This window comes from Caproiciproducens sp. CPB-2 (assembly GCF_036287215.1).
Taxonomy (GTDB): domain Bacteria; phylum Bacillota; class Clostridia; order Oscillospirales; family Acutalibacteraceae; genus Caproiciproducens.
On record NZ_CP142860.1, the window covers coordinates 941339 to 960404 of the forward strand.

A 19066-nucleotide genomic window follows, 5' to 3' on the forward strand; every position below is an offset into this window, starting at 1 on the left:
CCTTCCGTTCAGCTTGAACGGAAGGCTGTTTTGTCATTTTGACAATAGGAAGTTGTACAATTAACGGAATTTCAAAATCCTTGTCGCGTTGATAACGGAAATGATGCAGACGCCCATGTCCGCGAATACGGCCATCCACATGGAGGAGTAGCCGAGAGCGGCGAGGACAAGCACCAGTGCTTTGCAGGCAAGCGCAAAGGCAATATTGAAGCGGATGATCCCCATCGCGCGGCGCGCGATCCGGATGGCGGGCGCCAGTTTGGAGGGTTTATCCAGCGTAAGTACAACGTCGGAGGCTTCGATCGCCGCGTCGGTGCCAAGCCCCATGGCGACCCCGCAGTCGGACGCGGCCAGTACCGGGGCGTCGTTGATGCCGTCGCCGACGAAGATGGTCTTTCCGGTCTCTGTGCGGATGCTTTCCATAATGGATACTTTATTTTCCGGAAGCAGTCCGGCGTGGTACTCCGTAATTCCGCAATCCCCCGCGGCCGCGGCCGCGGAGCTTTCGTTGTCCCCGGTCAGCATGACGATCCGCTTCAGGCCGATTTTTTTCAGCAGCCCGATTCCCTCTGCGGAATCGGGTTTCACGGTGTCGCTCAGCTCTATGCTGCCTTCTACGACGCCGTCAACCGCAATAAAAATGGAGGCGGGGGAGAAGTTTTCCATATTCAGTCCATTCTCTTCCAAAAGATTTCTGCGGCCGCAGATAACTTTTTTACCGTCCATCACCGCGATAACGCCGTTGCCGGGAATTTCTTCAGCCTGCTCGGCGGGCAGAAGCTCCGCGCCGGCAGCAGCCTTTATCACCGCTTTCGCGGCGGGGTGGGAGCTGTACTGCTCAGCGGAGGCCGCGATCCGCAGAAGTTCGGCTTTGTCCAGACTGCCCAGAGCGTTCACCTTGCTCAGCTTCAGTTCGCCGCTGGTCAGAGTTCCTGTTTTATCGAATACAACCGCGTCGGCCAGTGCAAGAGCCTCTAAAAACCTGCCGCCTTTGATTAAGACGCCGTTTTTGCTTTCGGCGCCGATCCCGGCGTAGAACCCGAGCGGAACCGAGATGACCAGCGCGCATGGGCAGGAGGCTACCAGAAAGACCAGCGCGCGGTAAAGCCAGACACGAAACTCTCCCAGTCCAAACAGAGGGGGAAGAACCATCAGCAGGACGGCCAGCACCATCACCAGCGGGGTGTAGATTTCCGCAAAGCGGGTGATCAGCTTTTCCGCCCTGCCCTTTCGTGCGGCGGCGGATTCCACCATGGCAATGATCCGGGAGGCGGCGGAATTCTGAAGGTCGTGCGTTACTTCAACTGTCAGGGGGCCCTGTTCGTTCATCATGCCCGACAGGACCTCGGAACCGGCGGAGGCGTCGATAGGAATACTCTCTCCCGTCAGCGCGGAAGCGTTCAGTGTGGAGGTCCCCGAAAGGACGGTGCCGTCCAGCGGGACCCGCTCGAAGGGATAGACCGCGATGGTGTCCCCGACCTGCACCTCCTGCGCGGGAACAATCGCTTCTTTTCCGTCCCGGATTCTCCGCGCAGTATCCGCACGGATTTCTGCGAGTTTGCCGATGCTTTCGCGGGAATTATCGATCGCCTTGTCTTCAATCATTTCTCCCAGCTGATACAGGATGGCGACCATTGCCGCCTCCAGGTACTGCCCGAGGCAGAAGGCGGCGATCACCGCGACCGCCATCAGCGTGGTTTCATCCATTCTGAGCTTCAAAAGGGAACGCCAGCCGCTTCTGAATACGCGCCAGCCGGATAAAACAACTGACAGACCGAACAGGATTCCCTGGATCAGCGGCGGAGCCTGAAAAATATGTTCCGAAAGAAAGCCCGCCGCAAAGAACAGCAGAGAAGATATGATTTCTATTTTAAATCGGTTCGAGTTTTCTTCTTCTTCGTTTTCTTCTCTTTCACAGTGGCTGCATCCGCATCCGCAGGAGGCTAAAGGAGGCTGGGCTTTTTGATCGCCGTGGCTGTCATGGTCGTGTTCCTGCTCATGACACTCCTCGTGTTCATGGTGTTCGTGTGCACAGCAGGAGCACAGGGGCTCCCGTTGTTCATTCTCGTATTCATGCATGCGGGTTTTCCTCCTTTACGTGGTTTAAGCCCTGTTCAAACAGCAGACGGACATGGTCGTCGTCAAGGGAGTAGAAAGAGGACTTTCCTTCGCGTCTTACCCGCACAAGGTGGGCATTGCGCAGAAGGCGGAGCTGATGGGAAATGGCGGACTGGCCCATGCCCAATACTTCCGCGATATCGCAGACACACAGCTCGTTTTCAAACAGCGCGCAGATGATGCGGACTCTGGTGGTATCGCCAAAGACCTTAAACAATTCCGCAAGGGCGAACAGTGTATCCAGATCGGGCATGCTGTGGAGTGTATTTTCAACAAGATTGGGGTGAATGCATTTTTCTTCGCATAAGTCGGTTATTTCTTCCATTATAATCACTCCTGTTCATATGAACATATATTCATTTGTTTGTTCTATTATATTCCGATTCAACGGTTTATGCAATAGATTTTTAAAAATAAAAAATATTTGCAAATACCCGCCGGGTTTCCTGAAATTTCCGGCCTTACGTATTCCTTGTCGGTGGCCTGTTCCGTATATTTTTTACAAACTCCGCTTTCCATGATCTTTTCTACGCTCCGGGGAATCTATGTACAAAACGCGCATGCAGGCGCAATCTGCCGTATACCGGTCGTTTTGATGCGGTAAGCTCCTGATTTTACGGATAAGGGCCGATCAAGAATAAAATTCCAAATTATGGGAGAAGAGAAGCTGTGCCGCAGCGACCGATCCATTTCCACCGGCCTGTTTTTTGAATATCCGGAAAAAAAATATGCAAAAAATCAGAATATTTAAGACTATTCCACATAATTAACTTGTATTCTGAATCAAAAATTGATATAATAACAAAATAAGATATGGCATGTAGGGCACATCCGGACAAGGGTGTGTCCTACATAGGCGTATGAAGGTAAATGATAGACTGTGTTGAATTAAGGGCATATTTGTGATATAATTCCGTATTGTATTCCTTTTAGGATACCCGGTCATATTCATTATGATGCATGAAATATGACATTGCCTTCTGCAAACAGGAATTTTAAGGAGTGGCTGTAGTGACAAACTATGTGATAAAGCGTATCGCCTATGCGCTTTTGACGATTTTTCTGATTTCCGTCATCACCTTTGCATTAATGAACATGATACCCGGGGGCCCGTTTTTAAGTGAGAAAGCGGTTTCGCCGGCGACGACACAGGCGATGAAGGTCAAGTACGGACTGGACAAACCACTGTATGTGCAATATGGGAACTATATGAACAATCTGCTGCACGGGGACTTCGGTATTTCTCTGAAGCAGAAAGGCCGGACGGCTAACGACATTATTTTATCGACTTTTCCCGTTTCCGCCCGGCTTGGCGGAATTTCGATCCTTGTCGCGCTGTTTTTAGGGCTTGTCATGGGTTCCGTGGCCGCTCTGAACAGGGGCAAATGGGCTGACAGCCTTCTGATGGTTATTTCAACGCTCGGTATCGCGGTGCCCTCCTTTGTGGTTGCCACGTTTCTGATGATGACCTTCGGCGTAAACCTGCATTGGCTGCCGACCATGGGGCTGAAAACTCCTCTGCATTATATTCTGCCGGTCACCACGCTGGCGTTTTATCCCATGGCGTATATTACGCGCCTGATGCGTTCCAGTATGCTGGACGCGCTCAATCAGGACTACATACGCACGGCGAAGGCGAAAGGCGTAAGCAAATTCTCCATGCTGTTCAAGCATGCTCTGAGAAACGCGATTATCCCGATTATCACTTATGTGGGTCCGCTGCTTGCCTATACTGTTTCGGGCAGCTTTGTTGTTGAAAAAATCTTCAATATTCCCGGCCTTGGCCGCGAATTTATCAACTGCATCAGCGGGCGCGACTACCCCATGGTTATGAGTACGACTATTTTTCTTGCGGTGCTGCTGGTTTTAATGAATGTCGTCGTAGACATTTGTTACAAACTGGTCGATCCCAGAATTAAGTTAAAGTAAGAAAGGCGGGAAAGCACAGCAATGGAAGAAATAAAAATGAAGAAGAATCCTTTCAGCTTGCAGCTCAATGCGGAAGATTTTCTGCCTGCCAGCTCTGAAGAGAAAGCGCAGCTCGATGTCATGCGCGAAAGCACAACTTACTGGAAAGACGCGATACAGCGCTTTCGTAAAAATAAAGTGGCCATGGCCGCAATGGTTGTTATTTTGATCGTTCTGGTCTTTGCGTTTATTGTTCCTAATTTTTACCCGTATCAGTATGACCAGCAGATCCGCGGGAGCGAAGATTTGACGCCGATGCAGTATTCCCAGAGCGAGATCCAGAGAATGGACGCCGGCGAAAAAGTATTCCCCCACATTTTCGGCACCGATAAATTCGGCCGTGATCTGGGAATCCGCGTAATGGTCGGCGCCAGAATCTCTCTTCTGGTCGGCTTGATTGCCAGCGCGCTGGTCCTTTTGATCGGCAGCATCTACGGCGCGGTCGCCGGATTCTTCGGCGGCAAGGTCGATTTAATTATGATGAGAATTGTGGATATTATATATTCGATACCGGATATTCTGATTATCATTCTGCTTCAGGTTTCGCTGAAAGAGCCGCTGAATATGCTGTTTGCAACCAATCCCGCTTTCGCGGGCCTGCAGAAAGTCGGCGTCGGGCTGATCAGTATTTTTATTACCTTCAGCCTGCTGTACTGGGTCGGCATGGCCCGTATCGTGCGCGGACAGGTCATGTCGCTGAAGGAACAGGAATTTGTTACGGCGGCCAAGGCGCTGGGCGCCTCAAACGGAAGAATTATCCGCAGGCACCTGATCCCCAACTGTATCGGTACTTTGATCGTTACGACGACCCTCCAGATCCCTTCCGCGATTTTCACGGAAGCGTTCCTGAGCTTTTTGGGACTGGGTGTTGCCGCGCCGATGGCGAGTCTTGGTTCGCTGGCTTCATCCGCCATTGACGGAATCACGTCTTATGCCTATCGTCTGATCGTCCCGGCAGTTGCAATCAGTTTGATTATTCTGTCCTTCAATCTCTTCGGTGACGGCCTGAGAGATGCGTTTGATCCGAAGCTTAAGAGATAGGAGATTTGAAAATGAGTTCAAATTGTTTGCTTGATATAGAAAATCTTCAAGTTTCCTTTTTTACCCCCGCCGGAGAGGTAAAGGCCGTCAGCGGCGTATCCTATACGCTTGACCACGGCGAGGTGCTTGGAATCGTTGGAGAGTCCGGAAGCGGAAAAAGCGTTTCCGCCTACACCCTGATGGGAATCATTGCCGAGCCCGGCAAAGTCGTGGGCGGCACCGTCGAGTTCAACGGACACCATATTGAAAAAATGAAAGAGAAAGAGTTCCGGAAAATGCGCGGCAGTGAAGTCAGCATCATTTTCCAGGACCCGATGACCTCTCTGAACCCGGTCTATACCATTGGAAGCCAGCTTACCGAAATGCTTCGTCTGCACACCGACAAAAACAGGGCGGAGTGCAAGGCGAGGGCTATCGAACTTTTGAGTCTGGTCGGTATGAACGAGCCGGAAAAACGCATGAAGCAGTATCCGCACGAATTTTCGGGCGGTATGCGCCAGAGGGTGATGATCGCCATGGCGCTGGCGTGCGAGCCGAAGCTGCTGATTGCCGACGAACCCACCACGGCGCTTGACGTTACCATTCAGGCGCAGATTCTGGAACTGATGGTGGAACTGAAAAAGAAAATAAACATGTCGATTATCCTGATTACACACGATTTGGGCGTCGTTTCCGACGTTTGTGACCGTATTGCGGTCATGTACGCCGGCAAGATCGTTGAAATCGGCAGTACGGACGATATTTTTTATAATCCAAAGCACTGCTATACGGTCGGCCTTTTGAACTCCGTCCCGAAGATCCACGAGCAGGGACACGAAAGGCTGATTCCGATCGAGGGAACCACCATTGACCTTCTGAACCCGCCGGACGGATGCCCGTTTGCCTCCCGCTGCAGCCGGTGCATGAAAATCTGCCTCAGGCAGATGCCGGAGTTTACCGAGATTTCTCCGGGCCACAAAAGTGCCTGCTGGCTCTTGCAGAAAGAGCAGTTTGAAAAAGCCGGGGAGGGAAACACAAAATGAGCGAAAAGCTGTTGGAAGTTCAGCATCTTCAGCAATATTTTCCGGTAAGCGGAGGTATATTCAAGACAAATTATGTGCAGGCTGTTGATGATGTCAGCTTTTATATCAATAAGGGAGAGACCTTAGGGCTGGTTGGAGAAAGCGGCTGCGGAAAGACAACGACCGGCAGAACCATATTGCGGCTGTATGAGCCGACCGGGGGAAAAATCATCTATAACGGGGAGGATGTCACACATGTGGACTTTGCCCCTTACCGTAAAAAGATGCAGATCGTTTTTCAGGACCCTTACGCGTCTCTGGACGCCCGCATGACGGTCGGCGACATTGTCGGCGAGCCGATCGATATCCACAATCTGGCTTCCAGCCGCAAGGAGCGTAACGACAGAATCCTTTCCCTGCTGGAGAGGGTGGGTCTGAATTCCGAGCACGCAAACCGCTATCCCCATGAATTTTCCGGCGGTCAGCGCCAGAGAATCGGGATTGCGCGCGCGCTGGCGGTGAATCCGGAATTTATTGTTTGCGACGAACCGATTTCCGCGCTGGATGTTTCCATACAGGCGCAGGTCGTCAATATGTTTGAGGATTTACAGCAGGAGCTTGGCCTGACCTATCTGTTTATTGCCCACGATCTTGCGATTGTAAAGCATATCAGCAACCGGATCGGGGTCATGTATCTGGGAAAGCTCGTCGAGCTTGCGGATAGCGATTCGCTCTATGACCACCCGATCCATCCTTACACGCAAAGCCTTCTTTCCGCGATTCCGATTCCGGACCCGGAGATGAGCCGCGCGAAAAAAAGAATTGTGCTGGAGGGCGACGTGCCCAGCCCGCTGAATCCTCCTTCCGGCTGCCGCTTCAGAACCCGCTGCCCGTACGCGACGGAACAGTGCGCGGCTGAGGTGCCGGAATTCAAGGAATATGAAACGGGCCATTTTGCGGCCTGCCATCGTATCGGGGAGTTTTAACAGGTTTTAATTTGCGTTGCAAATTGAAATAATATTTATTGAAGAGAAAATAAGAAAGAAATTGGAGGGATTTTTAATGAAAAAGAAAATTGTTGCTCTCGTTCTTGCGATGGCGATGATGGTTTCCGCTTTTGCCGGCTGCGGCGGAGGCGGGGAAGCATCCGGAACGGAGTCAACGCCCGCCAGCAACGGCGGCGCAGAAGCAAAAACCCTTACGGTATGCATCGGGCCGGAACCGGCGACGATCGACCCTGTCCATAACCAGACGGTAGACGGCGGTACCCTGATCCTCCATGCTTTTGAAGGTTTGACAAAGCATGACAAGGACGGAAAGATTGTCAACGGACAGGCAAAGGACATTAAGGTAAGCGACGACCACCTCACCTATACGGTTACCCTGCGCGACGACATCAAGTGGTCCGACGGCAAAGCCGTAACGGCGGGTGATTTCGTTTACGCGTGGCAGAGAGGCGTGGATCCGAAAACAGCTTCTGAATACGTCAGCATTTTTGATCCGATCAAAAACGCCACCAAGATCAGCAGCGGCGAGAAGAAAGCGGACGGTTCCGTTTACGCTCCTTCCGACCTGGGCATTGTAGCCAAGGACGACAAGACGCTGGAAATCACTTTGGAAGCACCCTGCGCATATATTATGGAGCTGTTCACCTTCCCGACCTACATGCCTGTCAGAAAAGACATCATTGAGGCCAAGGGCGACCAGTGGACACAGGATCCCGCAACCTATGTCAGCAACGGTTCCTACATGCTCAAGGACTGGAGCCACAAAGAGAGCATGACGTATGTCAAGAACCCGAATTACTATGATAAAGACAGCATTACGAACGATACGCTGAAGTTTGTCCTGATTGAGGACGACGCCGCACAGCTGGCCGCCTATCAGAACAATGAAATCCAGTTCGCTTATCAGTTCCCTGTGGATGAGATCGCCGCATGGAAGGATAAGCCCGATTATCACACCATCAACCAGCTGGGCACCTATCTGGTTTGTTATAATACTCAGAAAGCTCCTTTTGACAACCCGAAGGTGAGAAAAGCCCTTTCTCTCGCCATTGACCGCAACTACCTTGTGGAAAAGGTTACAAAGGGCGGCGAAATCCCTGCCGACGCCATGGTTTCCACCGGCGTAACGGATCAGGATGAATCCAAGCAGTTCCACGATGTGGGCGGCGGATACTATTCCGTAAAGCCCGAAGATTATGAAAAGAATGTAGCCGAAGCCAAGAAGCTGCTGGCGGAAGCCGGTTATCCGGACGGAAAAGGTTTCCCGACTTTCGAATATATCTTCAATACTTCTTCCAAGCACCAGTCCGTTGCCGAGGCCCTGCAGAATATGTGGAAAACGGAGCTTGGCATCAACGCGACCCTGTCCGCTCAGGAATGGTCTGTCTTTGTAGATACCCGTAATAAAGGTAATTTCAGCATTGCCCGTCACGGCTGGCTCGCCGACTACAACGATCCGATTTCCTACCTGACGCTGTGGGTTACCGGCGATGCTAACAACAGCGGTAAATACAGCAACAAACAGTATGACGAACTGATTAAGAAGGCGCTGTCCACCGACGACAACTCTGTCAGAATGCCCGCTCTGCACGATGCGGAAAAGATTCTGATGGATGATATGGGCATTGCTCCGCTGTTCTTCTACACGCATCCGTATCTGATAAACGAAAACCTGAAGAACTTCTACGAGTCTCCGCTCGGTTTCGACTTCTTCATGTACACGACGGCAGAATAATTTTTCAAAAACAGAATCAAACAAAAGGCGCTTTCCGCTTGGGAAGCGCCTTTTTTATACAATTTTATTCGGATATGAATGAAGCGGGTATGCTTCACTGCACCAAAACAAAATTTTACTGGTTTAAAGCGATAGTTAGCCAATGGATTTGCAATATTAGTAATTCGATATTTCATTTATATACGACGGAAGTTTAAAAAGCAAATAAAAACTGTTAATTTTTACGATTTTATAAAATAAAACGAATAATTGTAAATATGCAGTTGCAAATATGTTTCATCAGTAGTATAATCAAAAACATTAGAATATTAAGGTCAGGGCATAAAGCGGGGTTGTTTCGGCAGCTCGGCTTGTAGTATAAAAATGCGAAGAGACTATTTTACTTGGGAGGTAAAACATGATGAAAAAGCGTTTATTGGCAGCTGTTTTGGCAGCTGTAATGCTTTCTGCTTCTGCAACAGGCTGTGCTCAGGGAGGCGGGAACACGGATTCTGCGGCTGCGGGCAGTGCCGCTGCGGCTGGTGAGACAATTAAAATCGGCGGACTTGCACCGCTGACCGGGAACGTATCCGTTTACGGTATTGCCACAAATAACGGCGTTAAGCTGGCTGTAGATAAGATCAATAAAGCCGGCGGCGTTCTTGGAAAGCAGATTGAATACATCTCCTACGATGAAAAGGGCGATGCAATCGAGGCTGTCAATGCTTACAACAAGCTTGTACAGGACGATAAGGTTGTCGCGCTGGTTGGCGACGTTACCTCTAAACCGACCATTGCCGTTGCGCAGAAGGCTGTAAAAGACGGCCTGCCGATGATTACGGCTACCGGCACCGCGGCGGACATTACAAAGGCCGGCGACAATATCTTCCGCGCCTGCTTTATCGATCCGTTCCAGGGTGAACTGATGGCTGCCTATGCGGCTCAGAAGCTCGGCGCAAAAACCGCCGCCATCATCTATGATAACGGCGACGACTATTCCACCGGCGTTGCAAATGCTTTTGAAGCTGCTGCGAAAGAAGCCGGCATGACCATTACCAACAAAGAAGCCTATCAGAGCGGCAGCGTTGATTTCAAATCACAGCTTACAAAGATTAAGGCCGGAAACCCCGATGTCGTTATGGTTCCGGTTTATTATTCCGACGTAGCGCTGATCGCCGTACAGGCGAAGGATATCGGCCTGAGCGCAAAACTCCTTGGCGCGGACGGCTGGGACGGCGTTCTCGAGAAGATTGACAAGAGCAACCTCGACGCTGTGAAGGACTGCTATTTCTGCAGCCAGTACTCCGCTGAAAGCTCCGATCCCGATCTGCAGGCTTTCCTGAAAACCTACAAGGAGTCCTACGGCGCGGATGCAAACATGTTTGCCGTTCTGGGCTATGATGCCATGGGCATGATGGCCGCCGCGATCGAAAAGGCCGGTTCCACGGATTCCGACAAGATTGTCGAAGCGCTCAAGGGCATTGAGTACAAGGGCCTTACCGGCAACACCACATTTGACGAAAACCGCAACCCGGTCAGAGAAGCTGTCATTACGACCATTGCGGACGGAAAATACAAATTTGTAGAGAACTTTAAAAAGTAAGTTTACCCCATTCTATTTTAGGAATCAAAAGGGGAAAAGAGGGTGAAGAAATTCGCCCTCTTTTCGGGTTTTCTGCGGACAATATCAGTGTTTCAATTAAATGCAGGAGGGTGCGGTTTATGGATTTCTTTTCGCAAATCATCAATGGCCTGGGCATCGGCAGTATTTACGCGCTGGTCGCTCTGGGCTACAGTATGGTTTATGGTATCGTACAGCTGATCAACTTTGCGCACGGCGATATCATTATGGTAGGCGCTTATGTCGTATTTGTTATCTTGATTATGATGAATCTTCCCCTGTGGCTTGCGGTGCTGGGTTCGATTCTTTTCTGCGGGCTTATCGGCGTCGTGATTGAGCGCGTAGCATACCACAGGCTTCTGGTCCGGGACGCACCCAGAATTTCTCTGCTGATTACGGCGATTGGCGTCAGCATCTTTCTGCAGAACCTTTTCCAGCTGCTGTTTGGTTCGGACGCGAAATCAATGCCGAAAATGTTTTCCTTCAGCCCGCTGCAGATCGGCGAACTGCAGATTACCTCGTCCACGGTCCTGAACATTCTGGTATCCGTCGTCATGATGGCGGGGCTGCAGCTTATGGTCAGCAAGATGAAGATCGGCAAGGCGATGCGCGCGACCTCTGAAGACGCGGGCGCCGCTAAGCTGATGGGCATCAACACAAACACCACCATTGCCTTTACATTTGGCATCGGCTCGGCTTTGGCTTCCGCGGGCGCGGTGCTCTACTGCAACACATATCCGCAGATTAAGCCGATTATGGGCGGTCTGCTGGGCCTGAAGGCGTTTGTCGCCGCCGTGCTCGGCGGAATCGGCAGCATCCCCGGCGCCATGCTGGGCGGCTACCTGCTGGGCGTCGCCGAAAGCCTGACGAACGCCTATATCAGCAGCAACCTGACGGATGCCGTGGTATTCGGAATCCTGATTATCGTCCTGCTGGTAAAGCCCGCGGGTCTGCTCGGCAAAAATACAAGGGAGAAGGTGTAACGAATGTTGGGTATTTCAAGAAGAAAAAAGATTTCTTACGTTGTGAATCTGGCAATCGTTATTCTTCTGTATGTGGTCTTTACCATGCTGATCCGCCAGGGCGTTGTGAACAGCTATTATTCCGATATTATCAACATGATGTGCATCAACATCATTATGGCCGTCAGCCTGAACCTTGTGACCGGCCTGCTGGGCCAGCTGGTTCTGGGCCACGCGGGATTCATGCTGGTGGGCGCGTACGCCGCGGGCCTGTTCACCCTTCACTCCGGGCTTCCGCTTCCAGTCGCGTTCCCTATCGCGCTGGTGCTGGGCGGACTGGTCGCGGCGCTTTTCGGTGTCATCATCGGCGTGCCGGCCCTGCGCCTGAAAGGCGACTATCTGGCGATTATCACCCTGGGCTTTGGGGAAATCATACGCGTGATCGCCAACAATCTTACCATTACCAACGGAGCGAAGGGCCTTTACGGCATCGACTCCCTGAACTCTCGCCATAACCTGACGGCGATGTTTACCTATATGTTCTTCATCGCCGTCCTGACCATCTTTATCAGCTTTACTTTCGGGACTTCCCGCCACGGCCGCGCCGTCATTTCCATTCGCGAGGATGAAATTGCCGCGGAGGCCTCGGGCATCAACACCACCTATTACAAGCTGCTTGCGTTTATTCTGGCGGCGTTCTTTGCCGGTGTGGCGGGCGGCCTTTACGCGCACCAGATCGGTCTGATCGACCCGTCGAAGTTCGACTTCAACCGTTCGGTGGAAATTCTCGTAATGGTTGTGCTGGGCGGTATGGGCTCGATTACGGGCTCCATTATTTCCGCGGGCGTGCTTACCGTTCTGCCGGAGGCGCTGCGCGGGTTTGCCAGCTACCGTATGCTGCTTTACTCCGTCGTGCTGATCTGCGTGATGCTGTTCCGTCCTACCGGTCTGCTGGGCCGCAGCGAATTTTCGCTGATGAAAACAGCGGATAAAATCAAAGGCGCCGTAAAAGGGAAAAAGCAGGACCCGGCTTCGAATAAGGAGGGCTAACCGATGTCTGTACTGGAAACCAAAAATCTTGGAATTGCTTTCGGCGGCCTTCAGGCCCTTGAGGATGTGCATTTCTCCATCAACGAAGGGGAAATTATCGGCCTGATCGGACCGAACGGAGCGGGAAAAACCACCGTTTTCAACCTGCTGACCGACGTTTATATGCCGACGGAGGGCGTGATTGAGCTTGACGGAAACAACATCGTCGGCAAAAAGACCTATCAGATCACTCAGAACGGGATTGCGAGAACTTTTCAGAATATCCGCTTGTTCAAGGATGCCACCGTGATTGACAACGTAAAGATCGCGATGAACAGCCAGATGAAGTACTCCGTTCTGGCGGGGATGTTCCGCCTCCCCTCCTACCGTAAGGAGGAGAAGGCGGTTTCCAAACGCGCGCACGAGCTTTTACAGGTCTTCAGCCTCGACGAGCATGCGCACGATCTGGCGAAAAACCTTCCCTACGGCAAGCAGCGCAAGCTGGAAATTGCCCGCGCGCTCGCGACCAATCCGAAGGTCCTGCTCCTTGACGAGCCCGCGGCCGGCATGAACCCGACCGAGACCATGGAGCTGATGGAAACCATCATGCTGATCCGTGATAAATTCAACGTTGCGATCCTGCTGATTGAGCACGACATGAACTTCGTCATGGGAATCTGCGAACATATTGTGGTTCTGGACTACGGCAGGATCATCGCGGAAGGTACCGCGGAAACGGTGCGCAACGATCCGAAAGTGATCGCCGCGTATCTTGGAGGTGAGTGATATGGGAGTTATGCTGTCGGTAAAAAATCTGGACGTTTTCTACGGGTCCATCCATGCCATTAAAAATATTTCGTTTGAAGTGCAGGAGGGGGAAATCGTTACCCTGATCGGCGCGAACGGCGCCGGAAAAACCACGACGCTTCATTCCATTTCCGGACTTATCAAGCCGAAGAACGGCGAGATCACCTTTATGGGCAACGATCTGCGTACGACGGAGCCCCATAAGATTATTAAGCTCGGGCTGGCTCAGGTTCCGGAGGGAAGACGTATTTTTTCCAAAATGACCGTGCTTGAAAATCTGGAGATGGGCGCGTATATCCGCAATGACGGCGATAAAATCGAGGACGACTTTGAAAAGCTGTTTGAGCGCCTGCCCCGGCTGAAAGAACGCCGCAGACAGATCGCCGGTACCCTCAGCGGCGGGGAACAGCAGATGCTCGCGATCGGGCGCGCGCTGATGTGCAATCCGAAAATGCTTCTGCTGGACGAACCGTCCATGGGCCTTTCCCCGCTTCTGGTGAACGAGATATTCAGCATTATCCGGGACGTAAACCAGTCGGGCGTCACCGTCCTGCTGGTCGAGCAAAACGCGAAGAAGGCGCTGGAAATCGCCAACCGCGCCTACGTTCTGGAAACGGGCGCGATCGCCATGGAAGGCGACGCGGATGAGCTTGCGAATGATGAGAAGGTCCGCAAGGCTTATCTGGGCGGCTGATGTAAAAAAGGGGCTGCCGCGGCAGCCCCTTTTTGTACGCGGAAATCGGGAATTGGACAAATGCGGGTTTTTCCATGCTCATTATGCAGCGGTCGCCGTAAGCGAGGTGGTGGGATAATACCACGCCAGAATCTGTTTGTAGGTCAATCCCTGCGAAGCCATGTAATCCGCGCCCACCTGGCTCATCCCGACGCCGTGTCCGTATCCTTTTACCACAAAGGTAAAAACATTGTCCTTGCAGGTAAGGGTGAAGTTTGCCGAACGCAGCCCGAACGCGTTGCGCGCGTCGTTTCCCGTTACGGAGACCCCGCCGATTTGTATGGTTTTCACGGAACCCGCGGCGGTGCGGCTGACGGCGCCGACCCATTTGGCCGCGTCCGTTCCAAAGCTCGCCTTCGGCGCGGCTTTCAGGGCCGCCGCTTTGAACTGGTCGGCACTGAGCGTGACCGTGGTCTGGTACCCGCCGGCGAATACATCCCCGGGGCTTGCGACGGAGACCAGATAGCTGCGCTTCCCGCCCCAGATGTCCTCGGAGGTTTCCGTCCTGCCGGAAGAAATGGCGTAGTAGGTCGCGTCGGCAAGATCATTCCCGCTTTTGAGCACCTGCCCGTATACGGCGTTTACCACCTGCGTAAGCTTGTTGTAGTATTCGTCGAACTTGGTTCCCCAGCGCTCCTGCATCTGCGCTTTGCTGACGTAAATCTGCCACCCCTGTGTGTCCGCGGAGAAATCCGCGCCCTTCAGCGCGGCCGTGGGGTTGGCCCTTTCCTGTGTACGCAGACGGCTGTAATAGGTATACGCGGCGACGCCCTGCGCTTTCAGCGCTTCCGGCTGGGATTCGGGGGACATTTCGGTGACGATCGCGCCGTAGAGGAAATCCCGGTCGTTCACCGTCAGAACCTGATTGCTCTTGGTATCGAGTATCTTAAACTGGGCCGTATTCCGGGCTGCGGGCGCGCTGCTTTGCGGTGTCTGGGATACGGGCTGGGACTGCGGTTTTGCCTGCGGCTGCTGGCCGGACTGTACGGCGGACGAGGAACTCCTGGAGCTCGGCTTGTCTGTCTTGTCCGGAATTTTCGCACCTACGGATAAAAACGGGATCAGGAACATTATCAGAAAAAGCAGAAGTCCCAGTAAGGTTTTGCCTTTCATTTTCAACCACCATTCCTCCGTGCAGTATCCAATCGGCTGATAAGCGGCTGAATTTTGCACGGGAAAGCTCAGCGGCCTATCACGGTTTGGCTGGTCCGTTTTCTGAACAGGAAAGCTACCGTATTACATTTTACATGAGCATATTAAAGATTATTCATAAAATTATAAATATATTTCATTGAAGGCGGAATTTGACATAAAAATGAAATTCTTAAATATTTTTGCTGCAAAATCAGTGATTCTGCAATGCGAGGTTACTTGACTTTGATTTCGCGGTGATATATATTATATACGAAAGTGTTGATAGGAGATATTGGCGTCGCCGTCGGTTCTTCCATGCGGAGCGGGACGGCTTTTTTTATTGAATTTGCGTGGGGAAATGGTGTGCTGATATGGCAGAAATTGTACTTGAACAGGACAATCCGGGCCTGAAGAGCCTGTGTGACGAGTTCAGGGCAAATAATAAAATTCCGCAGGACAAATTTGAATTATATCAGGTCAAGCGCGGCCTGCGCAACCCGGACGGCACGGGCGTCATGGCGGGCCTTACCACGATCTGTAACGTACACGGCTATTTAATTGCGGACGGCGAGCGCATCCCGGACGAGGGCAAGCTTACCTACCGCGGGATCGACCTTCGGGAGATCGTGGAAGGATGCCTTGCGGAAAAGCGTTTCGGGTATGAGGAAGTCGCTTGGCTTCTGCTTTTCGGCGAGCTGCCGAACGCGCAGCAGCTGCAGACCTTCTGTAAAACCCTGAACAGCTACCGCGAGCTTCCGGAATATTTTGCGGAAGATATGATTATCAAGGCGCCGTCCAAGAATATTATGAATAAGCTGGCGCGTTCCGTGCTGGCCCTGTATTCCTACGACGACAATCCGGACGACACCTCCCTCCAGAATAACATGCGCCAGGCCATCCAGCTGATTGCGCGGATGCCCACCATCATGACGTATGCCTATCAGGTGAAGCGCCGTCATTTTGACAAGCAGAGCATGTACTTCCATCCCATTGACCCTTCCCATTCCACGGCGCAGGCCATCTTAAACGCGATCCGTCCCGACCGCATGTTCACCGATGAGGAGGCAAAGCTGCTCGACCTGTGCCTGATTCTCCACGCGGAGCACGGCGGCGGCAACAACTCCACCTTTACCGCGCGCGTGCTTTCCTCCACCGGCACGGATATTTATTCCGCCATCGCGGCCGCGATCGGTTCCCTGAAAGGCCCCAAGCACGGCGGCGCCAACCACAGGGTCATGATGATGATGAACGAGATCATGGAGAATGTGCGTAACTGGGAGGACGAAACGGAGCTCGGAAATTACCTTGAGAAAATCGTCCGCGGGGAAGCCTGCGACCACTCCGGCCTGATTTACGGCATGGGGCACGCGGTTTATACGCTTTCCGACCCGCGCGCGGTCATCCTGAAGACAAAAGCCCGCAAAATGGCCGAGGAAAGGGATATGCTTCAGAAATTCGAGCTGTTCGAGCGGGTGGAAAAGCTCGCGCCGGCGGCTTTTGCGAAGGTCAAGGGGGAGATGAAGGTCATCTCCGCCAATGTCGACTTCTATTCCGGGCTGGTTTACGAGATGCTTGGGATTCCGAGCGACCTGTTTACGCCGCTTTTTGCGATTTCCCGCATTGCGGGCTGGTGCGCCCACCGCATAGAGGAGATGGAGACCTGCGGCAGGATCATGCGCCCGGCGTATCGTTCCCTGTCGAAGAGCAAACCGTACATATCCCTTGACAAACGAAACGCAAAGTAAGATTGGAAGGACAGAACATCATGAATATTAAGAATGCCTGGATTGTGTTCGCAGTTGCCCTGCTGATTACGATGCCGACCAGAATTTATCAGATCCTGTTTCTGATGGATCAGGATACCGGCTTTTATATCGACGGCATGAAGACGACCGCGTTTGTTTCCGCCGGTCTTGCGGCGGGGGTCCTTCTGCTGGTCCTGATGTGCTTCCTGGATAAGGAGAAAAAGCCGAAGTACAGCCCGATCAGAAGCCTTCCGGCGGCGGTATTCGGCACCCTGGCCGGACTGGGGATCATCCTGCAGTACGCCGTCGGCATTTTCACCTCGGCCGAATCTGAAAATCCCGTTCCTTCCGTTCTTCTCGCGCTGATCGGTATTTGCGCGGGAGGGGTGATCATCCTGACCGCCTATCAGTTCGCGACGGGCGGCAACACCTTTGAACGCCACCCGCTTCTGGCGCTGCTTCCGTCCGTATGGGGCTGTGCCAGCCTTGTTTCGCTGTTTATCACCTATGTGGCGGTGGTCAATGTCTCGGAGAATATCTACGACACGTTCGCGGTAATCTTTCTGCTTTTGTTCCTGTTCGCCCAGGCAAAAATGTTCGCGCGCATAGAAGATGAAAAAAGTGGGAAAATGGTCTATGTATTCGGCCTTCCGGCGGCGCTGCTTTTGCTGGCCACCGGAATTCCGGGCACGGTAATGCTCCTTTTTAATCTCCGCGGCGCCGGTACTTTCCCGGCCGGGCTGTATCCGGTGAATGTTTTGTTAGCGCTGTATGTGGTGCTGTTCCTGATCCGGTACGCTAAGATCGGGGAGGACAAGCCCCAGCCTGACGATGAGCTTCCGGCGGAGGAACCCCGGACCGGCGCGGCCGTAAGCGAAGCGGCGGACAATGCGGAGGACGAACCCTCCGGCGGCGTCCTGAAAGAAGAAAGCTGCCTGGAATTTCTGGCGAAAGCGTACCACAGTCAGGAGCAGTTCCGTGAAAGGATGAAAAGTCCTTTTCTTGGGAATTAAGATGAAAAAAGTTAGTTAAAATTATGTCAGATGACTTGTAAAATATCTTAAAATGCTATAAAATAGGAATAAGAAAGATTAAATTTCAGGAGGTATATTTTTATGTCTGTTAAGATTGGCATCAACGGGTTTGGCCGTATCGGCCGCCTGGTCTTCCGCGCAGCCGTCGCTCAGCCGGAAACATTTGAAATTGTCGGTATCAATGATCCGTTTATTGACGTTGACTACATGGTTTACATGGTGAAATACGACACCATGCACGGCCACTTCCAGGGTGACATTTCCGCCGAAGACGGTAAGCTTGTTGTAAACGGCAGAAAGATCAGCGTCTTTGCCGAAAAGGATCCCACCCAGATTCCGTGGGGCAAAGTGGAAGCCGAGTATGTTGTAGAGTCCACCGGTGTGTTCTGCACAACCGAGAAGGCTTCCGCCCATATTACAGCTGGCGCAAAGAAGGTTGTTATTTCCGCTCCCGCAAAGGATAAGGAAACACCGACTTTTGTCTGCGGCGTTAACCTCGACACCTACACAAAGGACATGAAGGTCGTTTCCAACGCATCCTGTACCACCAACTGTCTTGCTCCTTTGACAAAAGTGATCAACGACAAGTTCGGTATTGTGGAAGGCCTTATGACGACCGTCCATTCCACCACCGCCACCCAGAAGACCGTTGACGGTCCTTCCAGCAAAGACTGGAGAGGCGGCCGCGCCGCGGCCGGCAACATCATTCCTTCCTCCACCGGCGCCGCAAAAGCATGCGCGCTTGTTATTCCTGCAGTCAAGGGCAAACTGACCGGTATGTCCATGCGTGTTCCCACACTGGATGTTTCCGTTGTCGACCTGACCGTCAGCCTTGCAAAACCGACCACCTATGAAGAGATCTGCGCAGCCGTTAAAGAGGCTTCCGAGAACGAAATGAAGGGCATCCTCGGCTACACTGAGGACGCGGTCGTTTCTTCCGACTTCCTCGGCGATCCCCGCACTTCCATCTTTGATAAGAATGCCGGCATCATGCTGAACGACCACTTCGTCAAGCTCGTATCCTGGTACGACAATGAGTGGGGCTACAGCAACAAGGTTCTGGACCTCATCAAGCACATGAATGTCGTCGACCATAAATAATTTACCTCAGGGCTGAAATCTTTTGAATGCTCAGCACCCCACAGCGGGCAA

The 19066-nt window shown here is 52.3% G+C and carries 16 protein-coding genes; 13 read left to right on the forward strand and 3 right to left on the reverse strand.

From position 1 onward, the window contains the following. Positions 1–60 precede the first annotated feature (60 nt). Both VXK30_RS04635 and VXK30_RS04640 read right to left on the reverse strand, forming a co-directional pair. Complete coding sequence (locus VXK30_RS04635; protein WP_275712979.1) at positions 61–2079, reverse strand: heavy metal translocating P-type ATPase; 2019 nt, start codon at positions 2077–2079, stop codon at positions 61–63. Beyond that, the gene (locus VXK30_RS04640) at positions 2072–2443 is read right to left on the reverse strand and encodes an ArsR/SmtB family transcription factor (RefSeq protein ID WP_275712978.1); all 372 of its coding nucleotides are present in this window, start codon (positions 2441–2443) and stop codon (positions 2072–2074) included. Before VXK30_RS04640 ends, VXK30_RS04635 begins: the two co-directional genes overlap by 8 nt. 686 nt (positions 2444–3129) lie before the next feature. Here VXK30_RS04640 and VXK30_RS04645 point away from each other — a divergent pair. The 10 genes from VXK30_RS04645 (at position 3130) to VXK30_RS04690 (ending at position 13962) form a co-directional block, all read left to right on the forward strand. Then, positions 3130–4047: an ABC transporter permease gene (locus VXK30_RS04645; protein ID WP_275712977.1), complete on the forward strand. Its 918-nt coding sequence runs from the start codon at positions 3130–3132 to the stop codon at positions 4045–4047. Between the two features lie 36 nt (positions 4048–4083). Further along, entirely contained in the window at positions 4084–5127 is a 1044-nt protein-coding gene (locus VXK30_RS04650; RefSeq protein WP_275713223.1) for an ABC transporter permease, read from the forward strand. An 11-nt stretch (positions 5128–5138) separates the two neighbouring features. Beyond that, the gene (locus VXK30_RS04655) at positions 5139–6149 is read left to right on the forward strand and encodes an ABC transporter ATP-binding protein (protein WP_275712976.1); all 1011 of its coding nucleotides are present in this window, start codon (positions 5139–5141) and stop codon (positions 6147–6149) included. Continuing rightward, positions 6146–7114: an ABC transporter ATP-binding protein gene (locus VXK30_RS04660; protein WP_275712975.1), complete on the forward strand. Its 969-nt coding sequence runs from the start codon at positions 6146–6148 to the stop codon at positions 7112–7114. Before VXK30_RS04655 ends, VXK30_RS04660 begins: the two co-directional genes overlap by 4 nt. Positions 7115–7190: 76 nt before the next feature. Then, positions 7191–8870: a peptide ABC transporter substrate-binding protein gene (locus tag VXK30_RS04665; RefSeq protein WP_275712974.1), complete on the forward strand. Its 1680-nt coding sequence runs from the start codon at positions 7191–7193 to the stop codon at positions 8868–8870. A 397-nt stretch (positions 8871–9267) separates the two neighbouring features. Continuing rightward, positions 9268–10452: an ABC transporter substrate-binding protein gene (locus tag VXK30_RS04670; protein WP_275712973.1), complete on the forward strand. Its 1185-nt coding sequence runs from the start codon at positions 9268–9270 to the stop codon at positions 10450–10452. Between the two features lie 119 nt (positions 10453–10571). Further along, a complete protein-coding gene (locus tag VXK30_RS04675) occupies positions 10572–11453 on the forward strand; it encodes a branched-chain amino acid ABC transporter permease (RefSeq protein WP_275712972.1) in 882 nt (293 codons plus the stop codon). A 3-nt stretch (positions 11454–11456) separates the two neighbouring features. Further along, positions 11457–12482 carry a branched-chain amino acid ABC transporter permease gene (locus VXK30_RS04680; RefSeq protein ID WP_442867945.1) on the forward strand — a complete coding sequence of 342 codons (1026 nt, stop codon included), beginning with the start codon at positions 11457–11459 and terminating at the stop codon, positions 12480–12482. 3 nt (positions 12483–12485) lie between these two features. After that, complete coding sequence (locus VXK30_RS04685; RefSeq protein ID WP_275712971.1) at positions 12486–13247, forward strand: ABC transporter ATP-binding protein; 762 nt, start codon at positions 12486–12488, stop codon at positions 13245–13247. A gap of 1 nt (position 13248) precedes the next feature. After that, a complete protein-coding gene (locus tag VXK30_RS04690; RefSeq protein WP_275712970.1) occupies positions 13249–13962 on the forward strand; it encodes an ABC transporter ATP-binding protein in 714 nt (237 codons plus the stop codon). Positions 13963–14043: 81 nt separating this feature from the next. Here VXK30_RS04690 and spoIID read toward each other — a convergent pair whose 3' ends face one another. After that, entirely contained in the window at positions 14044–15114 is a 1071-nt protein-coding gene (gene spoIID / locus VXK30_RS04695; RefSeq protein ID WP_275713219.1) for a stage II sporulation protein D, read from the reverse strand. Positions 15115–15506: 392 nt separating this feature from the next. Here spoIID and VXK30_RS04700 point away from each other — a divergent pair, with 392 nt between their 5' ends. The 3 genes from VXK30_RS04700 to gap all read left to right on the forward strand — a co-directional run bounded on the left by VXK30_RS04700 (position 15507) and on the right by gap (position 19015). Then, positions 15507–16880 carry a citrate/2-methylcitrate synthase gene (locus VXK30_RS04700; protein WP_275712968.1) on the forward strand — a complete coding sequence of 458 codons (1374 nt, stop codon included), beginning with the start codon at positions 15507–15509 and terminating at the stop codon, positions 16878–16880. Positions 16881–16900: 20 nt separating this feature from the next. Next, a complete protein-coding gene (locus VXK30_RS04705) occupies positions 16901–17893 on the forward strand; it encodes a hypothetical protein (protein ID WP_275712966.1) in 993 nt (330 codons plus the stop codon). Between the two features lie 102 nt (positions 17894–17995). Further along, positions 17996–19015, forward strand: coding sequence for a type I glyceraldehyde-3-phosphate dehydrogenase (gene gap / locus VXK30_RS04710; protein ID WP_275712964.1), 1020 nt, complete (start codon positions 17996–17998; stop codon positions 19013–19015). Positions 19016–19066: the final 51 nt, after the last annotated feature.

Bases quoted from the DNA above. Each gene is read 5' to 3' on its own strand.
- VXK30_RS04700 (WP_275712968.1), top strand. From the start codon at position 15,507: ATGGCAGAAATTGTACTTGAACAGGACAATCCGGGCCTGAAGAGCCTG.
- gap (WP_275712964.1), top strand. From the start codon at position 17,996: ATGTCTGTTAAGATTGGCATCAACGGGTTTGGCCGTATCGGCCGCCTG.
- VXK30_RS04660 (WP_275712975.1), top strand. From the start codon at position 6,146: ATGAGCGAAAAGCTGTTGGAAGTTCAGCATCTTCAGCAATATTTTCCG.
- VXK30_RS04675 (WP_275712972.1), top strand. From the start codon at position 10,572: ATGGATTTCTTTTCGCAAATCATCAATGGCCTGGGCATCGGCAGTATT.
- spoIID (WP_275713219.1), bottom strand. From the start codon at position 15,114: ATGAAAGGCAAAACCTTACTGGGACTTCTGCTTTTTCTGATAATGTTC.
- VXK30_RS04680 (WP_442867945.1), top strand. From the start codon at position 11,457: ATGTTGGGTATTTCAAGAAGAAAAAAGATTTCTTACGTTGTGAATCTG.
- VXK30_RS04685 (WP_275712971.1), top strand. From the start codon at position 12,486: ATGTCTGTACTGGAAACCAAAAATCTTGGAATTGCTTTCGGCGGCCTT.
- VXK30_RS04635 (WP_275712979.1), bottom strand. From the start codon at position 2,079: ATGCATGAATACGAGAATGAACAACGGGAGCCCCTGTGCTCCTGCTGT.
- VXK30_RS04705 (WP_275712966.1), top strand. From the start codon at position 16,901: ATGAATATTAAGAATGCCTGGATTGTGTTCGCAGTTGCCCTGCTGATT.
- VXK30_RS04670 (WP_275712973.1), top strand. From the start codon at position 9,268: ATGATGAAAAAGCGTTTATTGGCAGCTGTTTTGGCAGCTGTAATGCTT.
- VXK30_RS04655 (WP_275712976.1), top strand. From the start codon at position 5,139: ATGAGTTCAAATTGTTTGCTTGATATAGAAAATCTTCAAGTTTCCTTT.
- VXK30_RS04640 (WP_275712978.1), bottom strand. From the start codon at position 2,443: ATGGAAGAAATAACCGACTTATGCGAAGAAAAATGCATTCACCCCAAT.
- VXK30_RS04650 (WP_275713223.1), top strand. From the start codon at position 4,084: ATGAAGAAGAATCCTTTCAGCTTGCAGCTCAATGCGGAAGATTTTCTG.
- VXK30_RS04690 (WP_275712970.1), top strand. From the start codon at position 13,249: ATGGGAGTTATGCTGTCGGTAAAAAATCTGGACGTTTTCTACGGGTCC.
- VXK30_RS04665 (WP_275712974.1), top strand. From the start codon at position 7,191: ATGAAAAAGAAAATTGTTGCTCTCGTTCTTGCGATGGCGATGATGGTT.